Genomic DNA, 20,782 nt, shown 5'->3' with positions numbered 1-20,782 from the left:
GGCCGGAAGCGTATGGGCGCGAACGAATAAGCTGAGGCGTGATGGTCTTGGTGATTGGAGGCTTGCGCAGGTTCCGGACCAAAAGCCGTTTCAACATCGGGTCTGGCGCATCAAGTAACCAAAATTTTCCTGTGGATATCCCGCCATCACGGCGCTCAATCTGCTATCCCGGAGTCCTGACCAGCGGCATGCGGCGAGGTATTGCCCATGCTCAACGCCATTCCGGGCCGCACAGGTTGCCCGGCCATCTCCGACCACGCCGTCCTGCGCTTCCTCGAACGCGCCTATGGGCTCGGGCCGCTCATCGCGGCGGCTCGATCCGAGATGGCCGCCGGCGCATCGCCAGCGATCGACTTCGGCGCGCCCATCGCGATCGTCCACGGAGTCCGGCTCGTGATCCGCGGGGGCCAGGTCGTGACCGCGCTGCCGAAGCCGAGAGGCGCGGGGGACAGGGGCAGGGCGCATCGGCGGATGGCGGACGAGTCATGACCAGGAAGAAGGGCCGCACGATCGCGTTCGACGTGGCTGAATATCTGCTTTCCGAAGAGGACCGCAGGGACTGGCTCGCTCTCCACATCGAGGACGGCGATCCCGGCGGCATCGATCGAGCAATGGATGATTGCGACCGCGCCGAGCGCCTCAAGATGATGAGGGACTGATGGGCGCGCGCTACGGGCACAAACGACCGCGCTCCTACAAGACCGCAGCGAAGGTCAGGGACGGCCTTGCCGGGCTCAACCTGCCCGACGGCACCACACGTCCCTATCGTCCTGTCCCGGCGGATTTCAGAGATGCCTACATTCGCATGGGCTGGGACGGGATCGACGAATATTTCGGCACCAACTGGCGCGTGATCCGGCGCTGGATCGAGCTTGTCGGCCGGGATGAACTGATCGCCGCCCGCGCCGCCTACGTCGAGGAACAGCGCGCGATCCGCCGCGAGCGCCGGAACCGGCTGACGGCGGTTAAGATGGCGCGGGCGGAAGGGTAGGAGAGGGGACACTATGAACATTGCTGTCAATGTTGAGTGCCATGCCGTTTAAGAAGGGGCAGAGCGGAAATCCGGGCGGGCGGGCGAAGGTCAGGCTTGCCGACGGCCGCACGCTGACCGATCTGGCGCGCGAGCATACTGAAGAGGCGGTTCAGACCCTCGCCGACATCATGCGCGACGAGAAGGCGCCGCCCGCCGCCCGGGTCGCCGCCGCCGACAAGATACTGAACCGGGGATGGGGCCAGGCGCCGCAGACGATCACCCTCGCGGAGGTTCCGACCCCGCCCGACCTGTCCAGCCTGACGGAAGAACAGCTTGAAGCACTCGAAACACTTCGATCACTTGCTCCTCTCGCCGCTGGAGTTGAGGGCAGCTGCTGACGAAGCCGAGCGGGAGCTTTGCCGGCGCTCGCTGTCAGCCTTCGCCAAGCGCGCATGGCCCATCCTTGAGCCGGCGACCCCGCTGAAGTGGGGGTGGGCCGTCGAGGCGATTTGTGAGCATCTGGAGGCCGTGAGTCGCGGGAGTATTCGCCGCCTGCTCGTGAATGTGCCGCCTGGTTCGATGAAATCTCTTCTGTCCGGCGTGATCTGGACGGCCTGGGAGTGGGGTCCGTTCGGGCGGCCAGACCTTCGCTATCTCGGCACGGCGCATAAGCAGGACCTGGCCGTTCGCGACAGCACGAAGTGCCGGCGGCTGATCCAATCGGCATGGTATCAGCGGCTCTGGCCGGTTGAGATCGTCAGCGACCAGAACGCCAAGACGAAGTTCGAGAATGCCCGCACCGGATTTCGCGAGGCAATGGCTTTCACCAGCCTCACTGGCTCGCGCGGCGATCGGGTGATACTCGATGATCCGCACAGTGTGGACGATGCGAACAGCGTGGTGAAGCTGGAGGCGGATATCACCACGTTCCGGGAAGCGTTGCCATCGCGCGTGAACAACGAGGAATCCGCCATCGTGATCGTGATGCAGAGGCTCCACGAGCGCGACGTGTCGGCCGTCGCGTTGGACCTTGGTTATGACCACCTGTGCCTGCCAATGCGCTACGAGGAGGGGCGATCGCGCTGGATTGTCGGGCGGGGCGATCCGCGCCGCAAGGAAGGGGAGCTCATGTTCCCGGAGCGCTTCCCGGAATCACAGGTCGAGGAATTGGAGCGCTCGCTCGGCGCCTATGCGACAGCGGGGCAACTCCAGCAACGGCCGGCGCCCCGCGAAGGCGGCTTGTTTCAACATTCGTGGTTTCAGCCGATCGGCGCGCTCCCCGTTGGGGTCACGCGCACCGTGCGTGCATGGGATTTGGCCGCGACGAAGAAGGCGACGAGCAACGATCCAGATTGGACGGCGGGCGTTCGCATGAGCAGGACGGCAGGTGGCCTGTTCATCGTCGAGCACAGCCGGCGGTTCAGGGGATCGCCAATGGAGGTAGAGGCATCGCTTCTCGCCACGGCAAAAACGGACGGGGTGGGGGTGACGGTGCGCCTCGCCCAGGACCCAGGGCAGGCTGGCAAGGCCCAGGCGGAACATCTCGTTCGCAAGCTGGCGGGCTACCCGGTGAAGGTGGAGCGCCCCACCGGCGACAAGGCAACGCGCGCCGCTCCACTGGCCGCGCAAGCGGAGGCCGGCAATGTCCGCATCCTTGTGACCGGCGACCCAGTGTCGGATGCCTGGATTCAGCCCTTCCTCGACGAGCTGTGTCTGTTCCCGGCCGCCGCGCATGACGACCAGGTGGACGCCGCTGCGGACGCGTTCAACGAACTCGCCCTGGGCGCCTCGAACTACAACATCGACGCGCTCATCTGACGTTGACGGCGGTAAGCGCGGCCCGCGCCCGCGCCTACACCGCGCGAATGGCGTGGATCACCGACAGCCTCAGGAACGCCCTCGCCGCGCTCAATCCGTTCGCGAGAGGCGGTGTCGATCCCTGCCTGCCGGGCGTGTTCAGCCACCAGCTCGCCCTCGCCGCCTACATGTCCAGTGGGATGCTGCGGAAGGTCATCTCCATCCCGGCCGACGACCGGGTCCGCGAGTGGCGCGACTGGCAGGCCGAGAAGGAACAGATCGAGGCGCTCGAGCAGGAAGAGCGGCGGCTTGGTCTTGCCTCCAAGGTCCGCTTCGCAGAGCTGCTTCGCGGCATCGGGGGCGGCGCGCTCATCCTCATTGCGGAGGGCGACCATAGCCAGCCGCTGCTGCCGGAACGGATCGCCAAGGGCGGGCTGGTCGCGATCAACGTCGTCTCGCGCTGGCAGATCCAGGGCGAGGACTGGGTGCAGGACCTGGCCGATCCCGATTACGGCAAGCCGCGCATGTGGCGCATCTCTTCCGGCGGGACTGCCCAGCAGCGCATCCATCCGAGCCGCGTCGTTTGCTTCCGGGGCGATCCGATCCCGGATGGCGCAATGGTGGCGCAGGAGGAAGCATTCTGGGGCGATTCCCGGCTGCTGCGCGTGTTCCGCGAGGTGCAGCGCAGCGACGATACGCAGGCGTGGTTCGCCGCCCTGGTCAAGAAGGCCAAGCTGCTGCGGTTCGGCATTCCCGGGCTAAGCGGCATGGACCAGGACAAGATCGCGGCGCGCGTCGCGATGATCGCGCAGGGCGAAAGCGTTCTCAACGCCACGGTCTACGAGACCGCGACCAGCACGGACGGGGCCGGCGAGAAGATCGACGACTATCAGGTCAGCTGGGCCGGGATTCCCGCCGTGATGGACGCGTTCGACCAGCGCATCGCCGCCGTGTCGGATATCCCGTTCACCAGGCTCACGGGTCGCTCACCGGCGGGCATGAACGCGACCGGCGAGCATGACATGGACAATTGGAACAAGGTCGTCGTCGCGGGCCAGAAGCTGGAGACGCGGCCCTGCCTGGAGCAGATCGACCCGTTCCTGATCCGCAGCGCCGGCATCGATCCGGCCGCCGTGACATGGGCCTTTGCTCCGCTCGACGTGCCGAGCGAGAAGGAGACGGCGGAGACGTTCAAGACCACGGTCGACGCGCTGGTCGCGCTCAACAACACCGGCGCCATCCCGGAAGAGGCGTTCGCGAAGGGCGTCCAGAACCTGATCGTGGAGCGGGAATATATGCCCGGTCTCGACCAGGCCCTTGCCGATATCCCCGAGGACGAGCGTTACGGCATCGAGCCCGAGCCGCAGGCGGACCCCGAGGCGGTCGCGAACATGCTCGCGAGCGGGGCGATCACCCAGGAACAGGCCGATGGGCTGGTCATGGATGCGGCGCCGAGGTCGCTTTACGTGTCGCGGCCCGTGGTCAACGCCGCCGAGATCAGGGCATGGGCCAAGGCGCAGGGCCTGCCCGAGCTCCAGCCGGACCTGCACGTCACCATCGTCTATTCCCGCACGCCGATGGACTGGATGCGGATCGACGGCGAGGACTGGAATCAGGACCGCGACGGCACGATCGAGATTCCGCCGGGCGGTGTCCGGCTGGTCGAGCCGCTTGGCGATCGAACCGCCGTGCTGCTGTTCACCTCGTCGCGGCTGAGCTGGCGGCATGAGCAGATCGTGCGCGCTGGCGCCGAGCATGGCTTCGACACCTACCAGCCGCATATAAGTCTGCTCGGAACGCCGGTGAATCTTGAAGGCGTCGAGCCTTATCGCGGGCGGATCATTCTAGGCCCTGAAAAATTTGAAGAAATCAGGGTTTCGGAATTGTCCGAGGCGGCCTGAAATGCTAGACAATAGACGGCTCGACGGGTGCTACCAACACACCGCCGAGCCTGACCACAGCCGCTTTTAGGAGAAGCGACATGGCTAACCCTGCTTTTCTCCCGATCCCGAAATTCGTCAAGGACCATACCGGCGCCAGATTTGGCCGATTGGTTGTCCTAGGTTTTATTGGAACGCGCAGAGTCCGTAGCGGCATTCGCGATAAGAATGTGTCGCTCTTCTTGTGCCAATGCGAGTGCGGAAAACAAATCGAAGCCTTGGGCCGCAACCTGGTTCACGGCGTGGTGAAGTCATGCGGGTGCCTCCGGTTGGAAACGCAACAGGAGAACGGTCGTGCAACCCGAACACATGGAATGACCAAGACTTGTGAATTCCGGATATGGCTTGGGATGATCGCCCGGTGCTGTAAGCCGAAAAATGGAAACTATCACCGATATGGCGCTCGCGGCATCCGGGTCTGCGACCGTTGGCGCGATAGTTTCGAGGCCTTTTACGAGGATATGGGGCCGAGGCCATCGCTCTCACATTCCCTCGACCGCATCGACTCGGATGGAAACTACGAGCCAGGGAATGTGCGCTGGGCAGATAAGGTGGCTCAGGCCACGAACAGGCGAACAACCAATTTCATAGACTATGAAGGTAGGCGGATAAGCCTTTCGGAGGCGTCTCGGCTTTGTGGGGTTCCGATCTCAACTCTTCATGGGAGAATTAAGGCCGGTTGTCCGAAAGAAAAGCTATTCTTGCCAGCAAGCGAGTATCGCCATGCCGTTTGATTTGGCAGCGATGGCAAAGAGAGTGAGGCCCCAAAGGCGTAAGCGCTCCGTTGTGCTGCGCGATATCGTGCCGCCGGCCACGCTCGCGACAGACCTGTATCGCTCGGCCTACGCGCCCGTGGTGCAGGGCTGGAGCGACGCGGCGGATCGGATCATCGCCGAATATGCGCGGACGCTGGCCCAGATCACGCACGACGCGCCAGCAGATGTGCAGGGCCAGATCGACCAGGCCGCATCGCTGCTGCAGCGCCTCATCCTCAGCATCACCCCGTCGCTGCGGCACTGGGCGCTTCGGGTCGAGGGCTGGTTCAGGGGGAAGTGGCGCGGCGCGGTCCTTAGCGCGACGGGCGTCGATCTCCAGACCGTGATCGGCCCCGAAGACGTGCGCGACACGCTGGAGGCGACGATTGCCCGCAACGTGGCGCTGGTCCGCAACGTCAGCGATCAGGCACAGGCCCGGATTTCCGAGGCCGTGTTTCGCGGGCTGACCCAGCGATTGCCCGCGAACGACGTGGCGAAGGAGATCAGGGGCGCGGTCGACATGGCGCGAACGAGGGCGCGCAACATCGCGGCGGATCAATTGAGCAAGCTGTCGGGCTCGCTCGCGGACGAGCGACGGCGTGAGGCGGGGCTAGACACATTCGAGTTCAAGCATAGCGGCAAGCTCCATCCGCGCTCTTGGCACAAGGAGCGTGACGGCAAACTGTTCTCCGAAAATCCCGATCGCGTTGGGACGAAAGTAGATGGCAAGATCATTCACGCAGCGAGTGAAATCCCGCCCGGAGATGGAGCGAGCCAGCCTCCTTTCTGCGGATGCAGGAACCTCAGCTACATGATATTCGACTAGCGAGATCATGTGATTTCTGGCATGAAAAGCGGGCCGGGAAGAGGCGGCTAGGCGGCCCATTTTCTGACGGCGGTAAGCACCCCGCCCGCCCGGCGCTATCCGCCGGGACATGCAGTTCTGCGACCGCCTCACGATCGACCGCTCCCACCGGAGCCGCGACGGTTATCTCCGGGTCACGGCCAAGGCAGCGCGCACCGGGGTCCAGGACTATCTCGGCCGCGAGGTCGATCCCGAGGGCAAGCATTTCGCGGCGGATCAGGTCGTCAAGGTCTATCGCCCGCCCGAAGAGGTGTTCGCCGCCGATTCCGTCGCGAGCTTCATCGGCCGCCCCATCACCGACGACCATCCCGCCGTTCCTGTCACCGCCAAGAACTGGCGCGACCTGGCCCGTGGCGTGATCGGCGGGGCTGTTCGCGACGGCGAATGGCTCCGGTTCGACCTGGCCCTGATGGACGCCGACACGGTGGCGAAGGTGGACGGCGGCAAGCGCGAATTGTCCAACGGCTACAGCGCGGACCTGTCGATCGAGGACGGAACGGCGCCCGACGGAACGGCTTACCAGGCCGTCCAGCGCCGGATCCGGGGCAACCACATCGCCCTCGTCGATCGCGCCCGAGCCGGCCCCGAGGCCCGCATCGCTGACGGCGGTAACAAGATTTTCGCGGACTGCGATTTTGCGCCCGTCATTCTGATCGCAGACGCGGCAACGGAGACGAACACGATGCCCAAGTTTCTCACCCTCGACGGCCTCAAGGTCGATCTCGCCGACGCCGAGGCGGTCGAAGCCGCCATCGCCAAGCTTCAGCGCCAGGCGAACGATGCAGCGACCAAGCTGACGGCCGCGGAGGCCAAGAATGTCGCCGATGCCGCGACGATCGTCGCCAAGGACGCCGAGATCGCCGATCTCAAGGCCAAGCTCGCCGACGCGGCCATCACGCCCGCCAAGCTCGCCGACGCCGCGAAGGAATATGCCGACGTGCAGGCGAAGGCGAAGGCGCTGGGCGTTTCCTTTGCCGAGGATGCCGACACCGCCGCGATCAAGAAGGCGGTGGTCGACGCCAAGATGGGCGACAAGGCCAAGGACTACACGGCGGATCACATCGACATCGCGTTCGCCGCCCTGACCAAGGATGCCACGCCCGACGCGCCGGCACCCACGGTCCAGCCGCTCGGCCGGCCCGTCAGCGTGGCCGACGGCGCCGCCGCCGTCTCGGCCGCGCGCGCGGCCCGGCTCGACCGCCTCGAAACCTCGTATCGGCCTCAGGCCGCCTAAGGAGACCGATCAATGGCCGTTCTTCAGAGCACTTTCGGCGAGGACATCGCGGCCGGCTACCCCGGCATGGACGCCAGCGGCGAGCTGTCGAACATCATCACCGGCACGCTGGAGGGCAGCACCGCCTGCGCGTTCGGCCGCCCGGTTTACCAGGGCACGGGCAACAAGGGCCTGACCCTCACGGTCTCCTCGGCGCTCAAGGGCTTCGCGCTGGCCCGCACCGGGCTTCCGGTCACCTCGGCCCGCGCCGCCGACACCTATGCGCCCGGCGATAACGTCACGGTCAAGGAGCGCGGCGTGATCTGGGTCACCAGCTCGACCGACGCGACCAAGGGCGCGCAGGTCTACGTGACCAGCGCCGGGGCCATCACCAAGACCTCAAGCGGCAACACCGCCGCGACGGGCTGGTTCTTCGACGACACCATTTCTGGTGCGGGCCTGGTCCGCATCGCGCGCCGCTAGGGAGCAACGCAATGAAAAAGCCCGTGTTTTTCGACTCGGTCCGCGCGGCGGTTGCGCACCTGGAGCGCCAGGAAGGCGCCGCCCCGGCTTTCGCCGATGCTCTCCGCGCCGTCGACCTGAACGACGCTCAGCAGACGATGGCGTTCCTCGCGCCGCAGCTGCTGCGGGTCGAGCAGGGCGTCTACATGACCAAATATCCGGTCGCCGACTTCGCCGACTTCATGCCGGTCGACACGACCGGGACCGTCTGGACCGCCGGTTCGCTCTATTATTCGGGCGACATCGCGGGCAAGCCGGAATGGTACGACGTGGCGGCGGACGACATGCCCTATGCCGACGTGAACCGGGCGCAGTTCCTCCAGGAAAATCACATCGCCGGCATCGGTTACAAGTTCAACCGGGGCGATCTGGAGCGCGGCCAGCAGCTCGGGATCAACGTGATCGCCGACAAGGCCGAGGCCGCCGCGACCACGGCGGAGCGGTTCATTCACAAGACCGCGATGACCGGCGACGGCACCAAGTTCACGACCGGCTTCGTCAACGATCCGCTCATGACCACGACCGCGATGCTCGCGCCGATCACCGCCGGCTCGGACCCGGACAGCGACGTTGCGACGCTCAATGCGGCGCTGACCTCGGTCGAGACCAACACGGGCGAGACCTATCGGGCCGACACGCTCGCGCTGCCGACCTCGATCTGGAACATCCTGGCGACCAAGCGGATGAGCGATACCGGCATGTCGGTCCTCAACTATCTGCGGGACAATTCGGTCGTCGGCGCCATCACGATGAAGCGCACCCGCCATCTCGAAACGGCCGGCACCGGCGGCGTGGCGCGCATCATCGCCTATGCCAACTCGCCGGAGGTTCACCGCTTCCACCTTCCGGGCGGCGGCCACCAGCTTTTCCCGGCATGGCAGAAGGGGCCCTTCTCCTGGGAGGTTCCTGGCATCATGGCGATCGGCGGTTATGAAGATCGCATCCCGAAGGCCAAGACGGCGGTGGACGCGATCGTCTCGTCCTAGCGCCATGAAGCTTAGGAACGACAGCGAGGGGGCGAGAGCGGTCCTGATGAAGGACCGCTCTTTCCTTGTGCTCGATCCGGGCGAGGAACGCGAGGCCGACGCCGGCGAAATCGCCATCATCCCCGGCGGCGTCTCGATCGACGGGCGGGCCAACCCGAACGGGGCAAGGCTGGCCGATGCGAGGCCGATCCCCAATTTCAGCAAGAAGGACCGGCCCGCGATCCGGATCACGCTCCCGCAGCCGCCGGCCTCGCTCATCGCCAAGGTCCGCGATCCGCTCGACCATGACGGCGACGGGCATCGGGGCGGTTCGCTCAAGGGCGCCCGGTCGACCCGCGCCAGGGGAGCGGCCCGCCGGAAGGCTGGGAAGTGAGCGGGGAAGAGGGGCTGACCAACCTTGGCCCGGTGCCTGAGGGGATGTCCTTTCTGGAGGCGACGCGGGCCGTTGCGGGCCAGCGGAAATATCAACTCAACCCGCGCCACGAATCCCGCCGGCTCACGATCTGCGAGACGCTGCGCGAGATATGGCGCGAGACCGAAAAGCCCGCCCCAGACCTCGACGCGATCCGCGAGCTCGTGATGGCGGCCGGTGATTATGCAAAGCGGATGGATGCCAGGATCAAGGAATTGAAGGGCGAGCCGTGCTGAATTTCATTGAAAATTCGGCGGAATTCGGCCACTTTGAGCGGGCTGACGCGGTGCTACCAACACGCGCGCCAGCCCTGACCGACAACGCAATGAGGTGCGATGTGGCTGACCAATCTGATAGCGCGAATCCGTCGACTGTGAATAGCGAGCGCTGGCTGCCTGTTCCCGGATTTGAAGGGCTTTACGAAGTTTCGGACCAAGGCCGAGTGCGGAGTCTCGACCGCGTAATCGAGACGGCATCTCGATGGGGCGGAATAAAAACGAACAGACTGCGCGGTCGGATACTCAAACCAACGCCATCTGGATCAAGGCGCCAGCATCTCATTGTAAGCCTTGGCAGGGGCAATCTAGTTTTCGTTCACCGTCTCGTTCTTCTCGCGTTTGTAGGGCCGCGTCCAGATGGCATGGAATGTAGACACCTCGACGGCAACGGCTCTAACAACAATCTCAGCAATCTCATTTGGGGAACGCGCCTAGAAAACATGGGTGACCGTACTCGCCTCGGGGAACATAATGCCCCGCGCGGGGAAAGGAACCGGCGCGCCGTTCTCACCACGGAACAAGCAGTCGAAATAAAGCGGCTTCTCCGTGTCGGTCAGCGCCAATCCGATATCGCTCGCCGGTTCGGAGTCCATCGCAACGTCGTATGCAAGATTGCCTCTGGTCATACATGGGCTTGGTTGAGATGAGCAACCTACAGATAATTTCTTGGTATTGGCGCCAGCCCGGCGGGCGCACCGACTATCAACACTGCCACGTCAACATCTGGGCCGCGATGGTGCGGCGGCACCTCACCCTCCCGCACGAGCTGGCCTGCGTCACCGATACGCCGGAGGGGATCGACCCCTCGATCCGCATCATCCCTCCGCCGCCCTTCGATGACGTGTACCTCCCGACGTGGGATGGGCTTGATCGAGGCCTCCCCAAATGCCTGCGCCGGATCACCATGTTCCGCCCCGATGCGGCCCGGATTTTCGGCGAGCGCTTCGTGTGCATGGATCTGGACTGCGTCATAGGGGGCAGCCTCGATCCGCTGTTCGACGTTGCAGATGATTTCCGCATGTACCGCGGCACCAATCCCGCGCGGCCCTATAACGGCTCGATGATGCTGCTGACCGCAGGCGCGAGGCCGCAGGTCTGGACCGAGTTCACGCCGGAGCGCGCGATCGAGGCGGGGCGGCGCTATCTCGGATCGGATCAGGCCTGGATCAGCCATTGTCTCGGCCCCGGTGAAGCGACCTGGGGGCCGGAGCATGGCGTCAACTGGTGGGGCAGCCGGTTCAACGGGCCGGTGGACGAGCGGCGCATCATGTTCTTTCCGGGCGATCCGAAGCCGTGGGATCAGCGCGCGATGCGGGATTCGTGGATCGCCGAGCACTATCGGATGGAGCCGGGGCGGCGCGGCTTGATCCTTGGCCCGTTCGCCTCCGTTTGGGACGATGCGGAGGCCGCGCTCGAGGCGGGCGATTTCGACGGCGTGATCGCTTTCCCTGAGCCGGCGAGGCATTGGCCCGGCCCGATCGATGCGGTCGCGATAAGCGAGAGGCACGCGCGGCGGTTGGCCCAGATGCTCGGCTTTTCCGAGGTGGCATGGTGCGGTCTGACGGCGGTAAGCGTGGCGGCCTGAGGGGGATAGGCGGAGAGCAAAGGAGCCCTTGCGATGGCCTTTCTTGACGACGCCGTACTCGACAGCGGTCTTTCCGCGCTCACCGGGATCAGCTCGCCGGTGCTGCACATTTGCAGCGCCGAGCCGACGAGCCGCAGCGAGGCGCTCTCGCTCTCGCTCGGGAATAAGACGGGGATCACCATCGGCTCGCCAGGCGACCGGACGGGAGGCGGCCGCAAGGTGACGATCTCGGCGATTACCGACGGAGAGGTCACAGCCACGGACGAAGCGACGTCATGGGCCATTATCGACGACTCCAAGCTCTGGGCCGCGAATGACCTCTCCGCGCCGCAGAACGTGACGGATGGCAATACCTTCACGCTGCCAGCCTTCGATATCGGCATTCCCGACCCGGCTTGATTGATCGGCCCGGCGGGACAGCGCGATGGCCGTCACAACTGAAATCCTCCTCGCCGGCACAACGAGCTGGACTCCGCCGGCGGGTGTGACGTCCGTTGATGTGGTTGCGTGTCAAGGACCGGGAGGCGACGGGCGCAGGATCACAGGGACCGCCGCGAAGGGCGGCGGTGGGTCCGGAGGCTTTTCGACCAAGCTTGGCATTTCCGTTACTCCGGGCTCTCCAGTACCCTGCCAGGTCAGCGCCGGCGGCTCGGGCGGAACTACATGGTTTTCTAGCACGGTAACCGTGCTGGCCAATGCCGGAGGCAACTCCACGGGAGCCAGCGCAGCGGCGGGGGGAAGCGCCGGAGTCGGGGATTCCGCGACGGCCGGCAGCGCTGGCGGGACGGGCACGGCGAGCGCGGGCTGTGGCGCGGGTGCTGGCGCTCCGGGGCCGAACGGATCTGGTGGCGTCGGCGGCGACAGCGGTGCCAGCACGAACACCGCCGGCGGAGGCGGAGGCGGCGCGAATGGCGGCGGGGCAGGATCGGGCGGTTCCGGCAACACCGGCGGCAATGGCGGAGACAATAGGCTCGGCGCTGGACATGGCACGGGCGGAACGACGACTGGCGCGGCGGGAACGTCAAGCAATGGCGGCGGCGGCGGCGGCGGCGCCAATTCGGGCACGTCGGCGTTCGGATCGGGCGGGAATGGATCGTTTGAATCGCTATGGACCGACGACAGCGGGGGGGCGAATAACGGGCTGAGCATCGGGCCCGGATCGGGGGGCGGCGGCGCGGGACCGGCCACGACATCGCTTGGGGGCAATGGTTCATATGGCGCTGGCGGCGGCGGCCAGCGCAATGCGGGCACAACCACCGCCAAGGGCGGCGACGGCTATATCGTTCTGCAATATGAAGCTGGCGCCGGCTCCGGCACGGATGATCTCGACACAGACGATTTCACAGGTTCAGCCCCCACCCTCGGCGCACCGGCCATCGCGCAGGTTCATGGCCTGACGATCTCGGCGCTGGTTACGGACGCACCTTCGCTCGACAGCCCGTTGCCGGGACAGATTCACGATCTCACGGCAAGTTCCACGAATGCGGGGACGCCCGAACTCGATAGTCCGGGCCTGTCTCAGGTCACATCTCTTGTCGCAGAGGATATATCGGCGGGCGCCCCGGGACTCGGCGCGCCATCGATCGGCATAGTCCATAACCTTGAGGCGAGCGATCTCGTCGCGACAGGCCACTCGCTCGACGGTCCCGCGCTCGGGCAGGTGCATGAGATTGATGTCGGCGAGCTTGTTTCGAGCGCGCCGGTGCTGGATGCGCCCGAACTCGGGTCGGGTTTCGCGCTTGTCGCCGCTAAGATAGAGACCGGTTCGCCAGCGCTCGATCAGCCCGCCCTGGGCCAAGTCCATGGGCTGGCGGCGGACGATCTTGAGGCGTCTCAACCGACGCTAGGGGCGCCGGACCTCAACGGCAATACCAGCGATCTTGTCGCAACAGAAATCGCCACGGCCGCCCCGGCGCTCGCTCGGCCGGCTCTATCTCAAGCGCACGGCCTCGCCGCCAACGATCTCGACGGCGCCGCCGCCATACTCGCGCAGCCGGCGATCGGGCAGCGGCACGTCCTTGAGCCTGTCACCGTCGAGCCGGGTCCGCCTGGTCTCGGCGCCCCTTCTGTGGGTCAGCGCCACGCGCTTGATGCGGCGGCGTTGCTCGCCGGTGTGCCCGTGCTTGCGCTGGCGATGCTGAGGCAGGCTCACGGCACCGCGGCCAACGATGTTGATACTCGACCGCCGATCCTGGGCGCTCCGCCACTGGATTTCGTGGAGCCGCCGGTTCCGCCATCGAGACAAATCGGCGGCACCGTCACGCCCCGCTCCATCGCGGGCACGCCCACCAATCGCACCGTGACGGCGGTAACGACGCCCCGCATCGCGGCATAGCCCGGAACCATGCCCGTCGAGACGAAATCCTGGCCGGCGCGCGATCCCGACGCGAGGCTGGATTACGTCTACACGATCCCGCTCGATGAAGGCGATAGCGTTGCGAGCTACAGCGCCGAGGAGCTCACCGGCGGCGGCACGCTCGAAAGCGACAGCATCGAAGGCGCGAGCGTCAAGCTCTGGCTCAAAGGCGGCGAGGACGGGCAGACAAACGTCTACCGGATCGCCTGGACGACCGACGCGGGCCGCGAGGATGAGGCCGTCATCACGCAGCTCGTCGTTTCCAACGAGACAGCGGCGCTTGAGGGCTATGACAAGCCTGGGGCGGGGCATTTCCTCCAACGCTATCCCGCCTTCGCATCCGTGCCGTCGGCGACGATCGAATATTGGCTCGCCGATGCATCTCGCTTCGTCGACGATAGTTGGTCGCAGCCCGATTACGCGCCCGGCATCATGGCCTATGCCGCGTGGCAGATGGCGCGGGCCGGGATCGGCGGCTCAGGCTCCAGTCTCCCCGCAGGCGTGACGCGGTTCCGCTCCGGCGCGATGGACGTGGCTATTTCCGACAGCGTTGCCTCAGCCTCGCTCAAGGGCGGCGTCGCGGCCTCGCTCTACGAGGAAGAGTTCTGCCAGCTCCGGCGCCGCAATCTGGGCGGGCCGCGCCTCGTGGGGTGCGGATGAGCTTCGATTTCCCCCAGGCCTTCGCGGACATCGCCACGGCGTTCAGCGCGGCGGGGCTGGGCGCGTTCCACGACGCCGAGGCGCGCTGGCCCGGAACGCCGGTAATGGATGACGGCGGATCGATCGTGACGCCCGGCACCCCGGTGGTGAAGACGTGCCAGGTCCAGGTGGATCAGGCGACCGAGGCGATGCGGGCGAGCGAGGGATTCGCGGATGGCGACATGCGGATGCTGGTGCTTGCCGCGACGCTGGACGGCGCGCTCGACACCGCCGCGACGATCGAGGTACTGGCCGGGCCACATCAAGGCACGTGGATGGTGGCGGCTGTCTCGCGCGATCCTTGCGGCGTCTATTTCGAGTGCCGGGGGAGGCGGAGGTAGTGGCCCGCATCCGTGGCGCCAAGGAGCATAGCCTGCGTCTGGCGCGGATGATGGGGAGCGGCCGGGACCGCCTCGTTGGTCAGGCCCTCTTCGCTGGCGGCGAGCGGATTCAGGTCGAGGCGCAAGTCTCTATCACGCGCGGCGCCGTCTCCGGCAAGAATCACGTCCCATCGAGGCCGGGCGAGCCTCCGAATGCAGACACGCATCGCCTCTCGGACAATATCGAGACACTTCAGCCCGCGCCGCTCAGGGTCGAGGTCTCCTCCAATGCGCCCTACGCGGTAGCGCTGGAATATGGCACGTCGAAAATGGCGGAGCGCCCCTACATGCGGCCAGCCACCCAAAAGAAGCGCGGCGAGGTGGTCGATCTTGTTCGCCGCGCAGTGAATGCGGTCATTCGAGGAGGCTGATATGGCGCGCAAGCCCCGCAATCCGGTCGTGGCGGCGGCTCGACGGTCGCAGCGGACCAATCCGCCGATCCGGTTCATTGCGGATTGGGATTACGTCACGGCGACGCAGACGATCTCCTACAAGGCCGGCATGGTCCTCAGCCCCGATCCGGCGATCCGCGCCGCGGCGCTCGCGGCGAAGACGGCGGTGATTTTCCGTGCTTGAGCAGACGATCCCGGCACGGCGCGCCGTGCTGGCGCACCTCAAGGGCGACACAGGTCTGGCCGCGCTGGTCCCGCCGGCGCGCATCTATCCGCAATCGACTCCGCCCGGCCCGACGTGGCCGTTCACGCGCTTCGGCACGCCAAGGGCAACGCCGCTGCGCGCTTCCTGCGTCGCCGGAAACGAGATTCCGTTCGACATCCACAGCTTCGCCAAGCCTCGAATGAGCGGTGGGCAGGTCGTCGAAACAGCCGAGGATCACGCCGGCAGGATCGGGGCGGCGGTGGTCGCCGCGCTCGACGGGCAGGCGCTCGATCTACCCGCCGGCCGGCTCAAGGTCCGATGGGTCGGATCGCAGCTTATGCAGGATCCCGAAGAGGCGGACGCCTATCACCATGTCGCCAGCTTTACGGGCCGCGTTCTTGCGTAGTATGACGCGCGGGTGGATGAGCCCGAGCCGACGATCGGCGAGATCATAGCGACAGCATTGGCGAAGGCCTTGGTCCGAAAGGGCGTGCTCGACCGCGACGACATCGCCGCCGCGACCGACGAGCTTTCCGCAAGCGCCGAGCCCGACGATCAGACCGCCGCGCACGTCCTGCGCTGCGCGGCGATCGAGGCAGAGGCGCCCACGGCAAGCGAGTGGGGCGCGGAGCGGGCTAGGGCGAGGTTCAGGGTGATCGAGGGAGGGGAGGAATGAGGCTGGCGATCCTTATGGCCGGGCTGATCCTCGCCGGTTGCGGCTCGCAGGCCAATCTCGAGCGGCAATTCGATATCGCCATGAACACCGGCACCTATTCTGACGTGTGCACCGCCGCTGGGCGAGTCGCCGACGAAGCCCTGCAAAGCGGCGATCAGTCCACATTTGAACGATGGCGCCTGACGCGCGATATCTACTGTTCCAGCGCTGCACGTGATCCGATGGGGCGTCCATCCATGCGAGACGAAGAGAATGCCCAAGCGATCAATGCCGCGAGAGAGACGTATCGCGAATTACAGCACAGCGACGTGCCTGGTGTCGCGAATACCGCGCGAGAGCTGGAGCAACAGTTGAACGAGGCGGAGCGAGATTAGACGCAGGCCCTAGCGACACGCTCAAAGCGCACCAAGCCGTGAAGGCGCCAGACGCGCACCTGTCCCGGCGAGATCGAGAAGACCAAAGTGGCAGCACCCTTATCGACGAACGTCAGCGTCGTTTCCGTCTGATCCGCGATGACATTCGGCTGGCCGAATGAACGGATGCGATCGGTGAGACACCGCACAATTTCCGTCGCGGGCCGCGCGGTGGGGTAGGTCGCTGACGGCGCGCGCTCGCGCAGGTCTGCGGCGGTGGTGGCGCACCCGGCGAGAAGAATGGCGGCGATCAGGGCGGTGGGCTTCATGTCGCCCGCATAGCACGTTCCTGACGGCGGTAACTAGCCCGCCCCCAACGCCATACCGTCGCGCTCGAACACAGCTTCGGAGCGCACCGAATGTCCACGCCTACCGAAATCGATTTCGCCATCATCAAGATGGGCGACGGCGCCAGCCCGGAGGTCTTCTCGATCCTCTGCGGCATCCAGGACGTGACGATCAACGAGACGGCCAACACGCAGGACCGCTTCGTGCGCGACTGCGCGAAGCCCGGCGAGGTGCCGTATCGCAAGTCCAAGCTCACCGGCCGCCAGCTCGACGTGTCCGGCACCGGCCTGACCGACACGGTTTCGCTGCCCACCGTTCGCGCCGCGCTCGGCAATCTCGGCAATTTCAAGATCGAGGTCTATCGCGACGACGGCACCGACGCCGGCGTGCTGCTCGGCACCTATACGGGCGAGTTCCGCATGACGGCGGCCAATATCAACGCGCCGCGCGACAACACCTCTTCGTTCCAGGTCAACCTCATCTCCAATGGCTCCTGGTCCTACGCCGACGCCCCCGGCAGCTGATGCTTTGCACAGGTCTTGAACTGCATTTCGCCGATGGCGAATATCTGTTCGATCTGAAGCTGCCGCAGCTTGCTGAGCTTCAGGACAAGCGCGGCCCGATCTTCGAGCTCTACGGGCGCGTCCTCAAAGGGCGTTACCTGTATGAAGGCGTGCCGATCGCCGACACGTCGGCCGGCCTCGCGCATACCGATGACCTGTTCGAGACGATCCGGCTCGGCCTCATCGGGGGCGGTCGCGGCATTGTCGCCGGCAAGGAGGTTGCCGTCTCCGCCCTGCTCGCGAAGCAGTTGGTCGAGCGATATTGCCATTGCGCTCCGCTCAAGGAGAGTTGGGCTGTTGCAGCCGCGGTTCTCGCCGCCAGGATCGAGGGCTACGAGCCAAAAAAAGACGAGCCGGCCGAGGCGCCGGCGGCAAAGCCCAAAGCGAAATCGACTTCGAAGCGGTCATCGCGAACTGCCTCATAATGGGCCTCGATTGGCGCGAGGCGACGTGGTGGGAATATCAGGCCGCCCTGTCGGGGTGGAACGAGGCTCACCACACGGACAAGCCGCAGGACGGCGAACCTGACACGGCGCGGCTGGCAAGGGCGCTGAGGGCGCACGCATCTCTCCAGTAGGTTGACGGCGGTAAGCGGGCGGTTCGCGCGCGCGTAGGCCAGCGTGATGGCCGAATATGCTGATCGCGTCGTAACCGAACTGGTCGCCGACACGTCCGATTATGACGTGAAGATCGCGACCTCGGAGCGCACGTTCCAGAGGGCGATGCAATCGACGGAGCGGGCCGCGAGTCAGACCGAGCAATCGGCCTCGCGCGCGCTCACGACCATTGCGAGCAACGCGGCTCGAACCGCGACGGAAGTCGACCGCTCCAGCGGACGGATGAGGGCCGGCTTCCAACAGCTCTCGTTTCAAATCGGCGACGTGTCGCAGCAACTTGCGCTCGGCGTCCCGTTCGGCACCATCTTCGCGCAACAGTCCGGGCAGGTCGTCCAGGCCATCCAGGTCATGGGCGGAGAGGCAAACGCCTTCACGCGGTTCATGAGCGGCCCGTGGGGCATCGCCCTCGCGTCGGCAGCGGTTGTCATTGGCCCCCTCATCGCCAAGCTGTTCGACACGCGATCCGAGCTTGACAAGGCCACGGATCAGCTTGTGGAGAATGCGCGCAAGACCGATCTCGCGCGGGCCGCACAGGAAGCTTTCGCGCATACCCTTCCCGGCGTCGAGCAGGCGATCCGCTCCGAAACAGAGGCGCTGGAGCAGCAGAACCGATCACTCGCCCAGAATCAGGAACTGGCGCTTCAGAGGGCGCGCAGCCATGCGGCGGACCTGGACAATCTGCTGACGAAAAATTTGCGCGACCAGGCGCAGGCCTATCAAGACCTTCAGGACGCGCAGGCGGCCTATAACCGGGCGCGCACGTCCCCGGTCGAAGGCGAGGCGGCCGGAGCGGCTGACGCGCTACGCAGGGCCGAGCAGCGGGTCCGCGACTTGCAGGCGGAGAATGCGCGCATCCACGCCGACGCGACGGCAGCGCAGGCCCAGATTCGTGCCGCGCAGGTGCCGATCGCGGTTCGTCAGGCCGAGGCACTGGCGGACCCGCTCGCGGCGATCAATCAGCGCTATGACGACATGAAGGATCGCGCCATCGCTGCGGCGCGGGCCAACGACCAACTGAACGCCAGCCTCGCGCAAACCCTGGCGCAGATCGAGCGGCGCAGGCAAGCCGACCTTGCGGCCGAGCGGGATCGCCAGAGCGCGGCCCGCCGGGGCACGGACGCCGACACATCGACTTTCCAGCTTCCGGTTCAGGGACGGCGCACTGGCGGCTTCGGCGAAGGGCGCAGCGCGCGCGCGGGTGTCGGGGCTCACAATCATGCCGGCGTCGACATCGCGGTCCCTGTCGGCACGAACGTCCAGGCGGCGGCGGCGGGGACGATCATCGAGGCGGGCAATCTGCCCGGCTATGGCAACGTGGTCATCATCGACCACGGTCGCGGGACGACGACCCGCTATGCCCATCTCTCGCAAATCCTCGGGCAGCGCGGGCAGCAGGTCGACCAGGGCACCGTCATCGGCCTCTCTGGCGGCGCGCGTGGAGCGCCGGGCAGCGGCGACAGCACCGGCCCGCACGTCCATTACGAGGTCCGTCGCAATGGGCGCCCGGTCAACCCGCTCACGGGCCAATATCCGACCGATACGGCGTCCGCTCGGGGCAGCGGCGGAAATAGCGAAGCCCAACTCGCCGATCTCCGCGCCCGCGCCGAAGAGCGGTTCCAATCCGAATTGGCTGGCCTCAACACCGAACTGCTCAACGCACGGCGCCGCGCGGTCCAGACCGAAGAGGAATCGGCGCAGTCGGACATCGATGCGATCAACGCGCAGCGGGACCAGCGCAATCAGCAGTTCCGCAACGAGGCGGAGGATCGGGCGCGCCGCGATCCGGTCAATCGCGCGATCTATGAAGCAGAGCGCGACCAGCTCATCGCGCAGAACAACCTTGTCGCATCGACGCGCGTGGAGCAGCGGCAGGCGCTCCAGCGTCAGCGGCTCGACGCGCAGCGCATCGACATCGCGCTGGACGAACTGCGGGGCGCGGAGAGCATCGAACAGGCGCGGGGGCAACTGGCGCGCACCACGGCGGAACGGCGCGAAAGCGAACTGCGGCTGCTCGACCTCCAGCACCAGGAAGAATTGCTCCAGATCCAGAAACTGCGGTTGCAGCAGGGGCTGAACGACGCGCAACGCGCCGCGCTGGACCGGCAGGAGCGCGAGGCCAATGAGCGCTACGGCCTCCAGCGTCTGGCCGTGGAACAGCGCAACGCCGGCCCGATGGCGTCCTACCTGAGCGGCATCCCGCGCACCGCCGAGGAAATCAGCGAGGCGCTGGAGCGGATCAACGCCAACGCCCTGTCGGATTTCAACGACGGGCTCGGCGAAGCGGCGGCGCGGTTCCTCCATCTCGGCGGCGTCGCGGGGCAGGTGCTCAATCGCATGATCTCCGATTTCGTCCGGCTCATCGCGCAGCAGGCCGAGCTCGCCGCGTTCGGCGGCGGTGGCGGCGGCCTCTTCGGGAGCATCTTTGGTGCGCTCGGCGGAGCGGCGAAGGGTGGAGCGGGCGGATCGTGGGTCGGCGATTCCGGCGCGCTGCTGGCCGGCTTCGCGACGGGCGGCTCCATGATGATCGGCGGGAACGGCGGGACGGACCAGAACACGCTCAGCCTCAACGGCCGGCCCGTGGCCCGTGTCAGCCGGGGCGAGCGCCTCGATATCGTGCCGCAGGGCAGAGCGCTGACCGGCGTGGCCGGCGTGGCGGCGGCCGGGAGCGCGGGAGCGCCACAGCAAGTCAAAATCCTGGTGCAGTCCACCGGCGATTTCGAGGCGCGCGTGACCGAGATCAGCGGCAATGTCGCGGTCGAGGTTCAACGTGCCGCCGCGCCTACGCTCATCTCCGCCGCCAAGACCGAGACGATCCGCACCCTGTCGAGGCCCGGCCTCAATCAGGGCTGACGGCGGTAAGCGAGCGA

At 66.1% G+C, this 20,782-nt stretch carries 28 protein-coding genes and 1 pseudogene; 27 read left to right on the top strand and 2 right to left on the bottom strand.

The window, feature by feature from the left end; all coding sequences use genetic code 11:
• Positions 1–207: 207 nt before the first annotated feature.
• The 13 genes and pseudogenes from FRZ32_RS08490 to FRZ32_RS15755 form a co-directional block, all read left to right on the top strand.
• Positions 208–489: a hypothetical protein gene (locus tag FRZ32_RS08490; protein ID WP_147043097.1), complete on the top strand. Its 282-nt coding sequence runs from the start codon at positions 208–210 to the stop codon at positions 487–489.
• Positions 486–659, top strand: coding sequence for a helix-turn-helix domain-containing protein (locus FRZ32_RS15260; RefSeq protein WP_158635879.1), 174 nt, complete (start codon positions 486–488; stop codon positions 657–659). Before FRZ32_RS08490 ends, FRZ32_RS15260 begins: the two co-directional genes overlap by 4 nt.
• Positions 659–991, top strand: a complete 333-nt coding sequence (locus FRZ32_RS08485; protein WP_147043096.1) for a hypothetical protein — start codon at positions 659–661, stop codon at positions 989–991. The genes FRZ32_RS15260 and FRZ32_RS08485 overlap by 1 nt, the downstream gene beginning before the upstream one ends.
• A gap of 41 nt (positions 992–1,032) precedes the next feature.
• Positions 1,033–1,371 carry a HEAT repeat domain-containing protein gene (locus FRZ32_RS15435; protein ID WP_192901884.1) on the top strand — a complete coding sequence of 113 codons (339 nt, stop codon included), beginning with the start codon at positions 1,033–1,035 and terminating at the stop codon, positions 1,369–1,371.
• Complete coding sequence (terL, locus tag FRZ32_RS08475; protein ID WP_205008252.1) at positions 1,307–2,791, top strand: phage terminase large subunit; 1,485 nt, start codon at positions 1,307–1,309, stop codon at positions 2,789–2,791. The genes FRZ32_RS15435 and terL overlap by 65 nt, the downstream gene beginning before the upstream one ends.
• A gap of 47 nt (positions 2,792–2,838) precedes the next feature.
• Positions 2,839–4,671 (top strand): phage portal protein, encoded by a 1,833-nt coding sequence (locus FRZ32_RS08470; RefSeq protein ID WP_147043095.1) that lies wholly within the window; start codon positions 2,839–2,841, stop codon positions 4,669–4,671.
• 825 nt (positions 4,672–5,496) lie between these two features.
• A complete protein-coding gene (locus FRZ32_RS08465) occupies positions 5,497–6,291 on the top strand; it encodes a hypothetical protein (RefSeq protein ID WP_243445234.1) in 795 nt (264 codons plus the stop codon).
• A gap of 109 nt (positions 6,292–6,400) precedes the next feature.
• The gene (locus FRZ32_RS08460) at positions 6,401–7,564 is read left to right on the top strand and encodes a DUF2213 domain-containing protein (protein WP_147043094.1); all 1,164 of its coding nucleotides are present in this window, start codon (positions 6,401–6,403) and stop codon (positions 7,562–7,564) included.
• A gap of 12 nt (positions 7,565–7,576) precedes the next feature.
• Positions 7,577–8,026 carry a structural cement protein Gp24 gene (locus FRZ32_RS08455; protein WP_147043093.1) on the top strand — a complete coding sequence of 150 codons (450 nt, stop codon included), beginning with the start codon at positions 7,577–7,579 and terminating at the stop codon, positions 8,024–8,026.
• Between the two features lie 11 nt (positions 8,027–8,037).
• A complete protein-coding gene (locus FRZ32_RS08450) occupies positions 8,038–9,051 on the top strand; it encodes a major capsid family protein (RefSeq protein ID WP_147043092.1) in 1,014 nt (337 codons plus the stop codon).
• A 46-nt stretch (positions 9,052–9,097) separates the two neighbouring features.
• Positions 9,098–9,424, top strand: coding sequence for a hypothetical protein (locus FRZ32_RS08445; RefSeq protein ID WP_147043091.1), 327 nt, complete (start codon positions 9,098–9,100; stop codon positions 9,422–9,424).
• Positions 9,421–9,699, top strand: a complete 279-nt coding sequence (locus tag FRZ32_RS08440; protein ID WP_147043090.1) for a hypothetical protein — start codon at positions 9,421–9,423, stop codon at positions 9,697–9,699. Before FRZ32_RS08445 ends, FRZ32_RS08440 begins: the two co-directional genes overlap by 4 nt.
• 89 nt (positions 9,700–9,788) lie before the next feature.
• Positions 9,789–10,124, top strand: a pseudogene (locus FRZ32_RS15755) (NUMOD4 domain-containing protein); the annotation flags it as partial.
• Positions 10,125–10,172: 48 nt separating this feature from the next.
• Here the strand turns inward: FRZ32_RS15755 and FRZ32_RS15565 are convergent.
• The gene (locus FRZ32_RS15565) at positions 10,173–10,334 is read right to left on the bottom strand and encodes a hypothetical protein (protein ID WP_243445233.1); all 162 of its coding nucleotides are present in this window, start codon (positions 10,332–10,334) and stop codon (positions 10,173–10,175) included.
• Positions 10,335–10,384: 50 nt separating this feature from the next.
• Between FRZ32_RS15565 and FRZ32_RS08430 the strand changes: the two genes are divergently transcribed.
• From FRZ32_RS08430 to FRZ32_RS08385, 10 genes are all read left to right on the top strand, one after another.
• The gene (locus FRZ32_RS08430; RefSeq protein WP_147043088.1) at positions 10,385–11,326 is read left to right on the top strand and encodes a hypothetical protein; all 942 of its coding nucleotides are present in this window, start codon (positions 10,385–10,387) and stop codon (positions 11,324–11,326) included.
• A gap of 33 nt (positions 11,327–11,359) precedes the next feature.
• Positions 11,360–11,725 (top strand): hypothetical protein, encoded by a 366-nt coding sequence (locus FRZ32_RS08425; protein WP_147043087.1) that lies wholly within the window; start codon positions 11,360–11,362, stop codon positions 11,723–11,725.
• 286 nt (positions 11,726–12,011) lie between these two features.
• Positions 12,012–13,661, top strand: a complete 1,650-nt coding sequence (locus FRZ32_RS08420; RefSeq protein WP_147043086.1) for a hypothetical protein — start codon at positions 12,012–12,014, stop codon at positions 13,659–13,661.
• Positions 13,662–13,670: 9 nt separating this feature from the next.
• Positions 13,671–14,342, top strand: coding sequence for a DUF4054 domain-containing protein (locus FRZ32_RS08415; protein WP_147043085.1), 672 nt, complete (start codon positions 13,671–13,673; stop codon positions 14,340–14,342).
• Positions 14,339–14,722: a hypothetical protein gene (locus tag FRZ32_RS08410; protein WP_147043084.1), complete on the top strand. Its 384-nt coding sequence runs from the start codon at positions 14,339–14,341 to the stop codon at positions 14,720–14,722. Before FRZ32_RS08415 ends, FRZ32_RS08410 begins: the two co-directional genes overlap by 4 nt.
• Entirely contained in the window at positions 14,722–15,132 is a 411-nt protein-coding gene (locus FRZ32_RS08405) for an HK97-gp10 family putative phage morphogenesis protein (protein WP_205008251.1), read from the top strand. Before FRZ32_RS08410 ends, FRZ32_RS08405 begins: the two co-directional genes overlap by 1 nt.
• A 1-nt stretch (position 15,133) precedes the next feature.
• Entirely contained in the window at positions 15,134–15,337 is a 204-nt protein-coding gene (locus FRZ32_RS08400; RefSeq protein WP_147043083.1) for a hypothetical protein, read from the top strand.
• Positions 15,330–15,764 carry a DUF3168 domain-containing protein gene (locus FRZ32_RS08395; RefSeq protein WP_147043082.1) on the top strand — a complete coding sequence of 145 codons (435 nt, stop codon included), beginning with the start codon at positions 15,330–15,332 and terminating at the stop codon, positions 15,762–15,764. Before FRZ32_RS08400 ends, FRZ32_RS08395 begins: the two co-directional genes overlap by 8 nt.
• A gap of 12 nt (positions 15,765–15,776) precedes the next feature.
• On the top strand, positions 15,777–16,034 hold the full coding sequence (locus tag FRZ32_RS08390; RefSeq protein ID WP_147043081.1) for a nitrile hydratase subunit beta: 258 nt from the start codon (positions 15,777–15,779) through the stop codon (positions 16,032–16,034).
• Entirely contained in the window at positions 16,031–16,408 is a 378-nt protein-coding gene (locus FRZ32_RS08385; protein WP_147043080.1) for a hypothetical protein, read from the top strand. Before FRZ32_RS08390 ends, FRZ32_RS08385 begins: the two co-directional genes overlap by 4 nt.
• Here FRZ32_RS08385 and FRZ32_RS08380 read toward each other — a convergent pair.
• The gene (locus FRZ32_RS08380; RefSeq protein ID WP_147043079.1) at positions 16,405–16,716 is read right to left on the bottom strand and encodes a hypothetical protein; all 312 of its coding nucleotides are present in this window, start codon (positions 16,714–16,716) and stop codon (positions 16,405–16,407) included. The two genes, FRZ32_RS08385 and FRZ32_RS08380, sit on opposite strands and share 4 nt — an antisense overlap.
• Positions 16,717–16,806: 90 nt before the next feature.
• Between FRZ32_RS08380 and FRZ32_RS08375 the strand changes: the two genes are divergently transcribed.
• From FRZ32_RS08375 to FRZ32_RS08365, 4 genes are read left to right on the top strand one after another with little or no spacing between them, the layout of a single operon-like run.
• On the top strand, positions 16,807–17,259 hold the full coding sequence (locus FRZ32_RS08375; protein ID WP_147043078.1) for a phage tail tube protein: 453 nt from the start codon (positions 16,807–16,809) through the stop codon (positions 17,257–17,259).
• Complete coding sequence (locus FRZ32_RS08370) at positions 17,259–17,723, top strand: GTA-gp10 family protein (protein ID WP_147043077.1); 465 nt, start codon at positions 17,259–17,261, stop codon at positions 17,721–17,723. The genes FRZ32_RS08375 and FRZ32_RS08370 overlap by 1 nt, the downstream gene beginning before the upstream one ends.
• Positions 17,723–17,875 carry a hypothetical protein gene (locus tag FRZ32_RS15255; protein WP_158635878.1) on the top strand — a complete coding sequence of 51 codons (153 nt, stop codon included), beginning with the start codon at positions 17,723–17,725 and terminating at the stop codon, positions 17,873–17,875. The genes FRZ32_RS08370 and FRZ32_RS15255 overlap by 1 nt, the downstream gene beginning before the upstream one ends.
• A 46-nt stretch (positions 17,876–17,921) precedes the next feature.
• The gene (locus FRZ32_RS08365) at positions 17,922–20,765 is read left to right on the top strand and encodes a peptidoglycan DD-metalloendopeptidase family protein (protein ID WP_147043076.1); all 2,844 of its coding nucleotides are present in this window, start codon (positions 17,922–17,924) and stop codon (positions 20,763–20,765) included.
• The last annotated feature ends 17 nt before the right edge of the window (positions 20,766–20,782 follow it).

The sequence above is a fragment of the Sphingosinicella ginsenosidimutans genome (assembly GCF_007995055.1).
Lineage (GTDB): Bacteria > Pseudomonadota > Alphaproteobacteria > Sphingomonadales > Sphingomonadaceae > Allosphingosinicella > Allosphingosinicella ginsenosidimutans.
This window is presented reverse-complemented; position numbering and strand designations above follow the sequence as displayed.

Excerpts from the sequence above, each read along its gene's own strand:
- FRZ32_RS08490 (WP_147043097.1), top strand. The coding sequence starts at position 208 with ATGCTCAACGCCATTCCGGGCCGCACAGGTTGCCCGGCCATCTCCGAC.
- FRZ32_RS15260 (WP_158635879.1), top strand. The coding sequence starts at position 486 with ATGACCAGGAAGAAGGGCCGCACGATCGCGTTCGACGTGGCTGAATAT.
- FRZ32_RS08485 (WP_147043096.1), top strand. The coding sequence starts at position 659 with ATGGGCGCGCGCTACGGGCACAAACGACCGCGCTCCTACAAGACCGCA.
- FRZ32_RS15435 (WP_192901884.1), top strand. The coding sequence starts at position 1,033 with ATGCCGTTTAAGAAGGGGCAGAGCGGAAATCCGGGCGGGCGGGCGAAG.
- FRZ32_RS08470 (WP_147043095.1), top strand. The coding sequence starts at position 2,839 with ATGGCGTGGATCACCGACAGCCTCAGGAACGCCCTCGCCGCGCTCAAT.
- FRZ32_RS08460 (WP_147043094.1), top strand. The coding sequence starts at position 6,401 with ATGCAGTTCTGCGACCGCCTCACGATCGACCGCTCCCACCGGAGCCGC.
- FRZ32_RS08455 (WP_147043093.1), top strand. The coding sequence starts at position 7,577 with ATGGCCGTTCTTCAGAGCACTTTCGGCGAGGACATCGCGGCCGGCTAC.
- FRZ32_RS08450 (WP_147043092.1), top strand. The coding sequence starts at position 8,038 with ATGAAAAAGCCCGTGTTTTTCGACTCGGTCCGCGCGGCGGTTGCGCAC.
- FRZ32_RS08445 (WP_147043091.1), top strand. The coding sequence starts at position 9,098 with ATGAAGGACCGCTCTTTCCTTGTGCTCGATCCGGGCGAGGAACGCGAG.
- FRZ32_RS15565 (WP_243445233.1), bottom strand. The coding sequence starts at position 10,334 with ATGGACTCCGAACCGGCGAGCGATATCGGATTGGCGCTGACCGACACG.
- FRZ32_RS08430 (WP_147043088.1), top strand. The coding sequence starts at position 10,385 with ATGAGCAACCTACAGATAATTTCTTGGTATTGGCGCCAGCCCGGCGGG.
- FRZ32_RS08425 (WP_147043087.1), top strand. The coding sequence starts at position 11,360 with ATGGCCTTTCTTGACGACGCCGTACTCGACAGCGGTCTTTCCGCGCTC.
- FRZ32_RS08415 (WP_147043085.1), top strand. The coding sequence starts at position 13,671 with ATGCCCGTCGAGACGAAATCCTGGCCGGCGCGCGATCCCGACGCGAGG.
- FRZ32_RS08410 (WP_147043084.1), top strand. The coding sequence starts at position 14,339 with ATGAGCTTCGATTTCCCCCAGGCCTTCGCGGACATCGCCACGGCGTTC.
- FRZ32_RS08400 (WP_147043083.1), top strand. The coding sequence starts at position 15,134 with ATGGCGCGCAAGCCCCGCAATCCGGTCGTGGCGGCGGCTCGACGGTCG.
- FRZ32_RS08385 (WP_147043080.1), top strand. The coding sequence starts at position 16,031 with ATGAGGCTGGCGATCCTTATGGCCGGGCTGATCCTCGCCGGTTGCGGC.
- FRZ32_RS08380 (WP_147043079.1), bottom strand. The coding sequence starts at position 16,716 with ATGAAGCCCACCGCCCTGATCGCCGCCATTCTTCTCGCCGGGTGCGCC.
- FRZ32_RS08375 (WP_147043078.1), top strand. The coding sequence starts at position 16,807 with ATGTCCACGCCTACCGAAATCGATTTCGCCATCATCAAGATGGGCGAC.
- FRZ32_RS08370 (WP_147043077.1), top strand. The coding sequence starts at position 17,259 with ATGCTTTGCACAGGTCTTGAACTGCATTTCGCCGATGGCGAATATCTG.
- FRZ32_RS15255 (WP_158635878.1), top strand. The coding sequence starts at position 17,723 with ATGGGCCTCGATTGGCGCGAGGCGACGTGGTGGGAATATCAGGCCGCC.
- FRZ32_RS08365 (WP_147043076.1), top strand. The coding sequence starts at position 17,922 with ATGGCCGAATATGCTGATCGCGTCGTAACCGAACTGGTCGCCGACACG.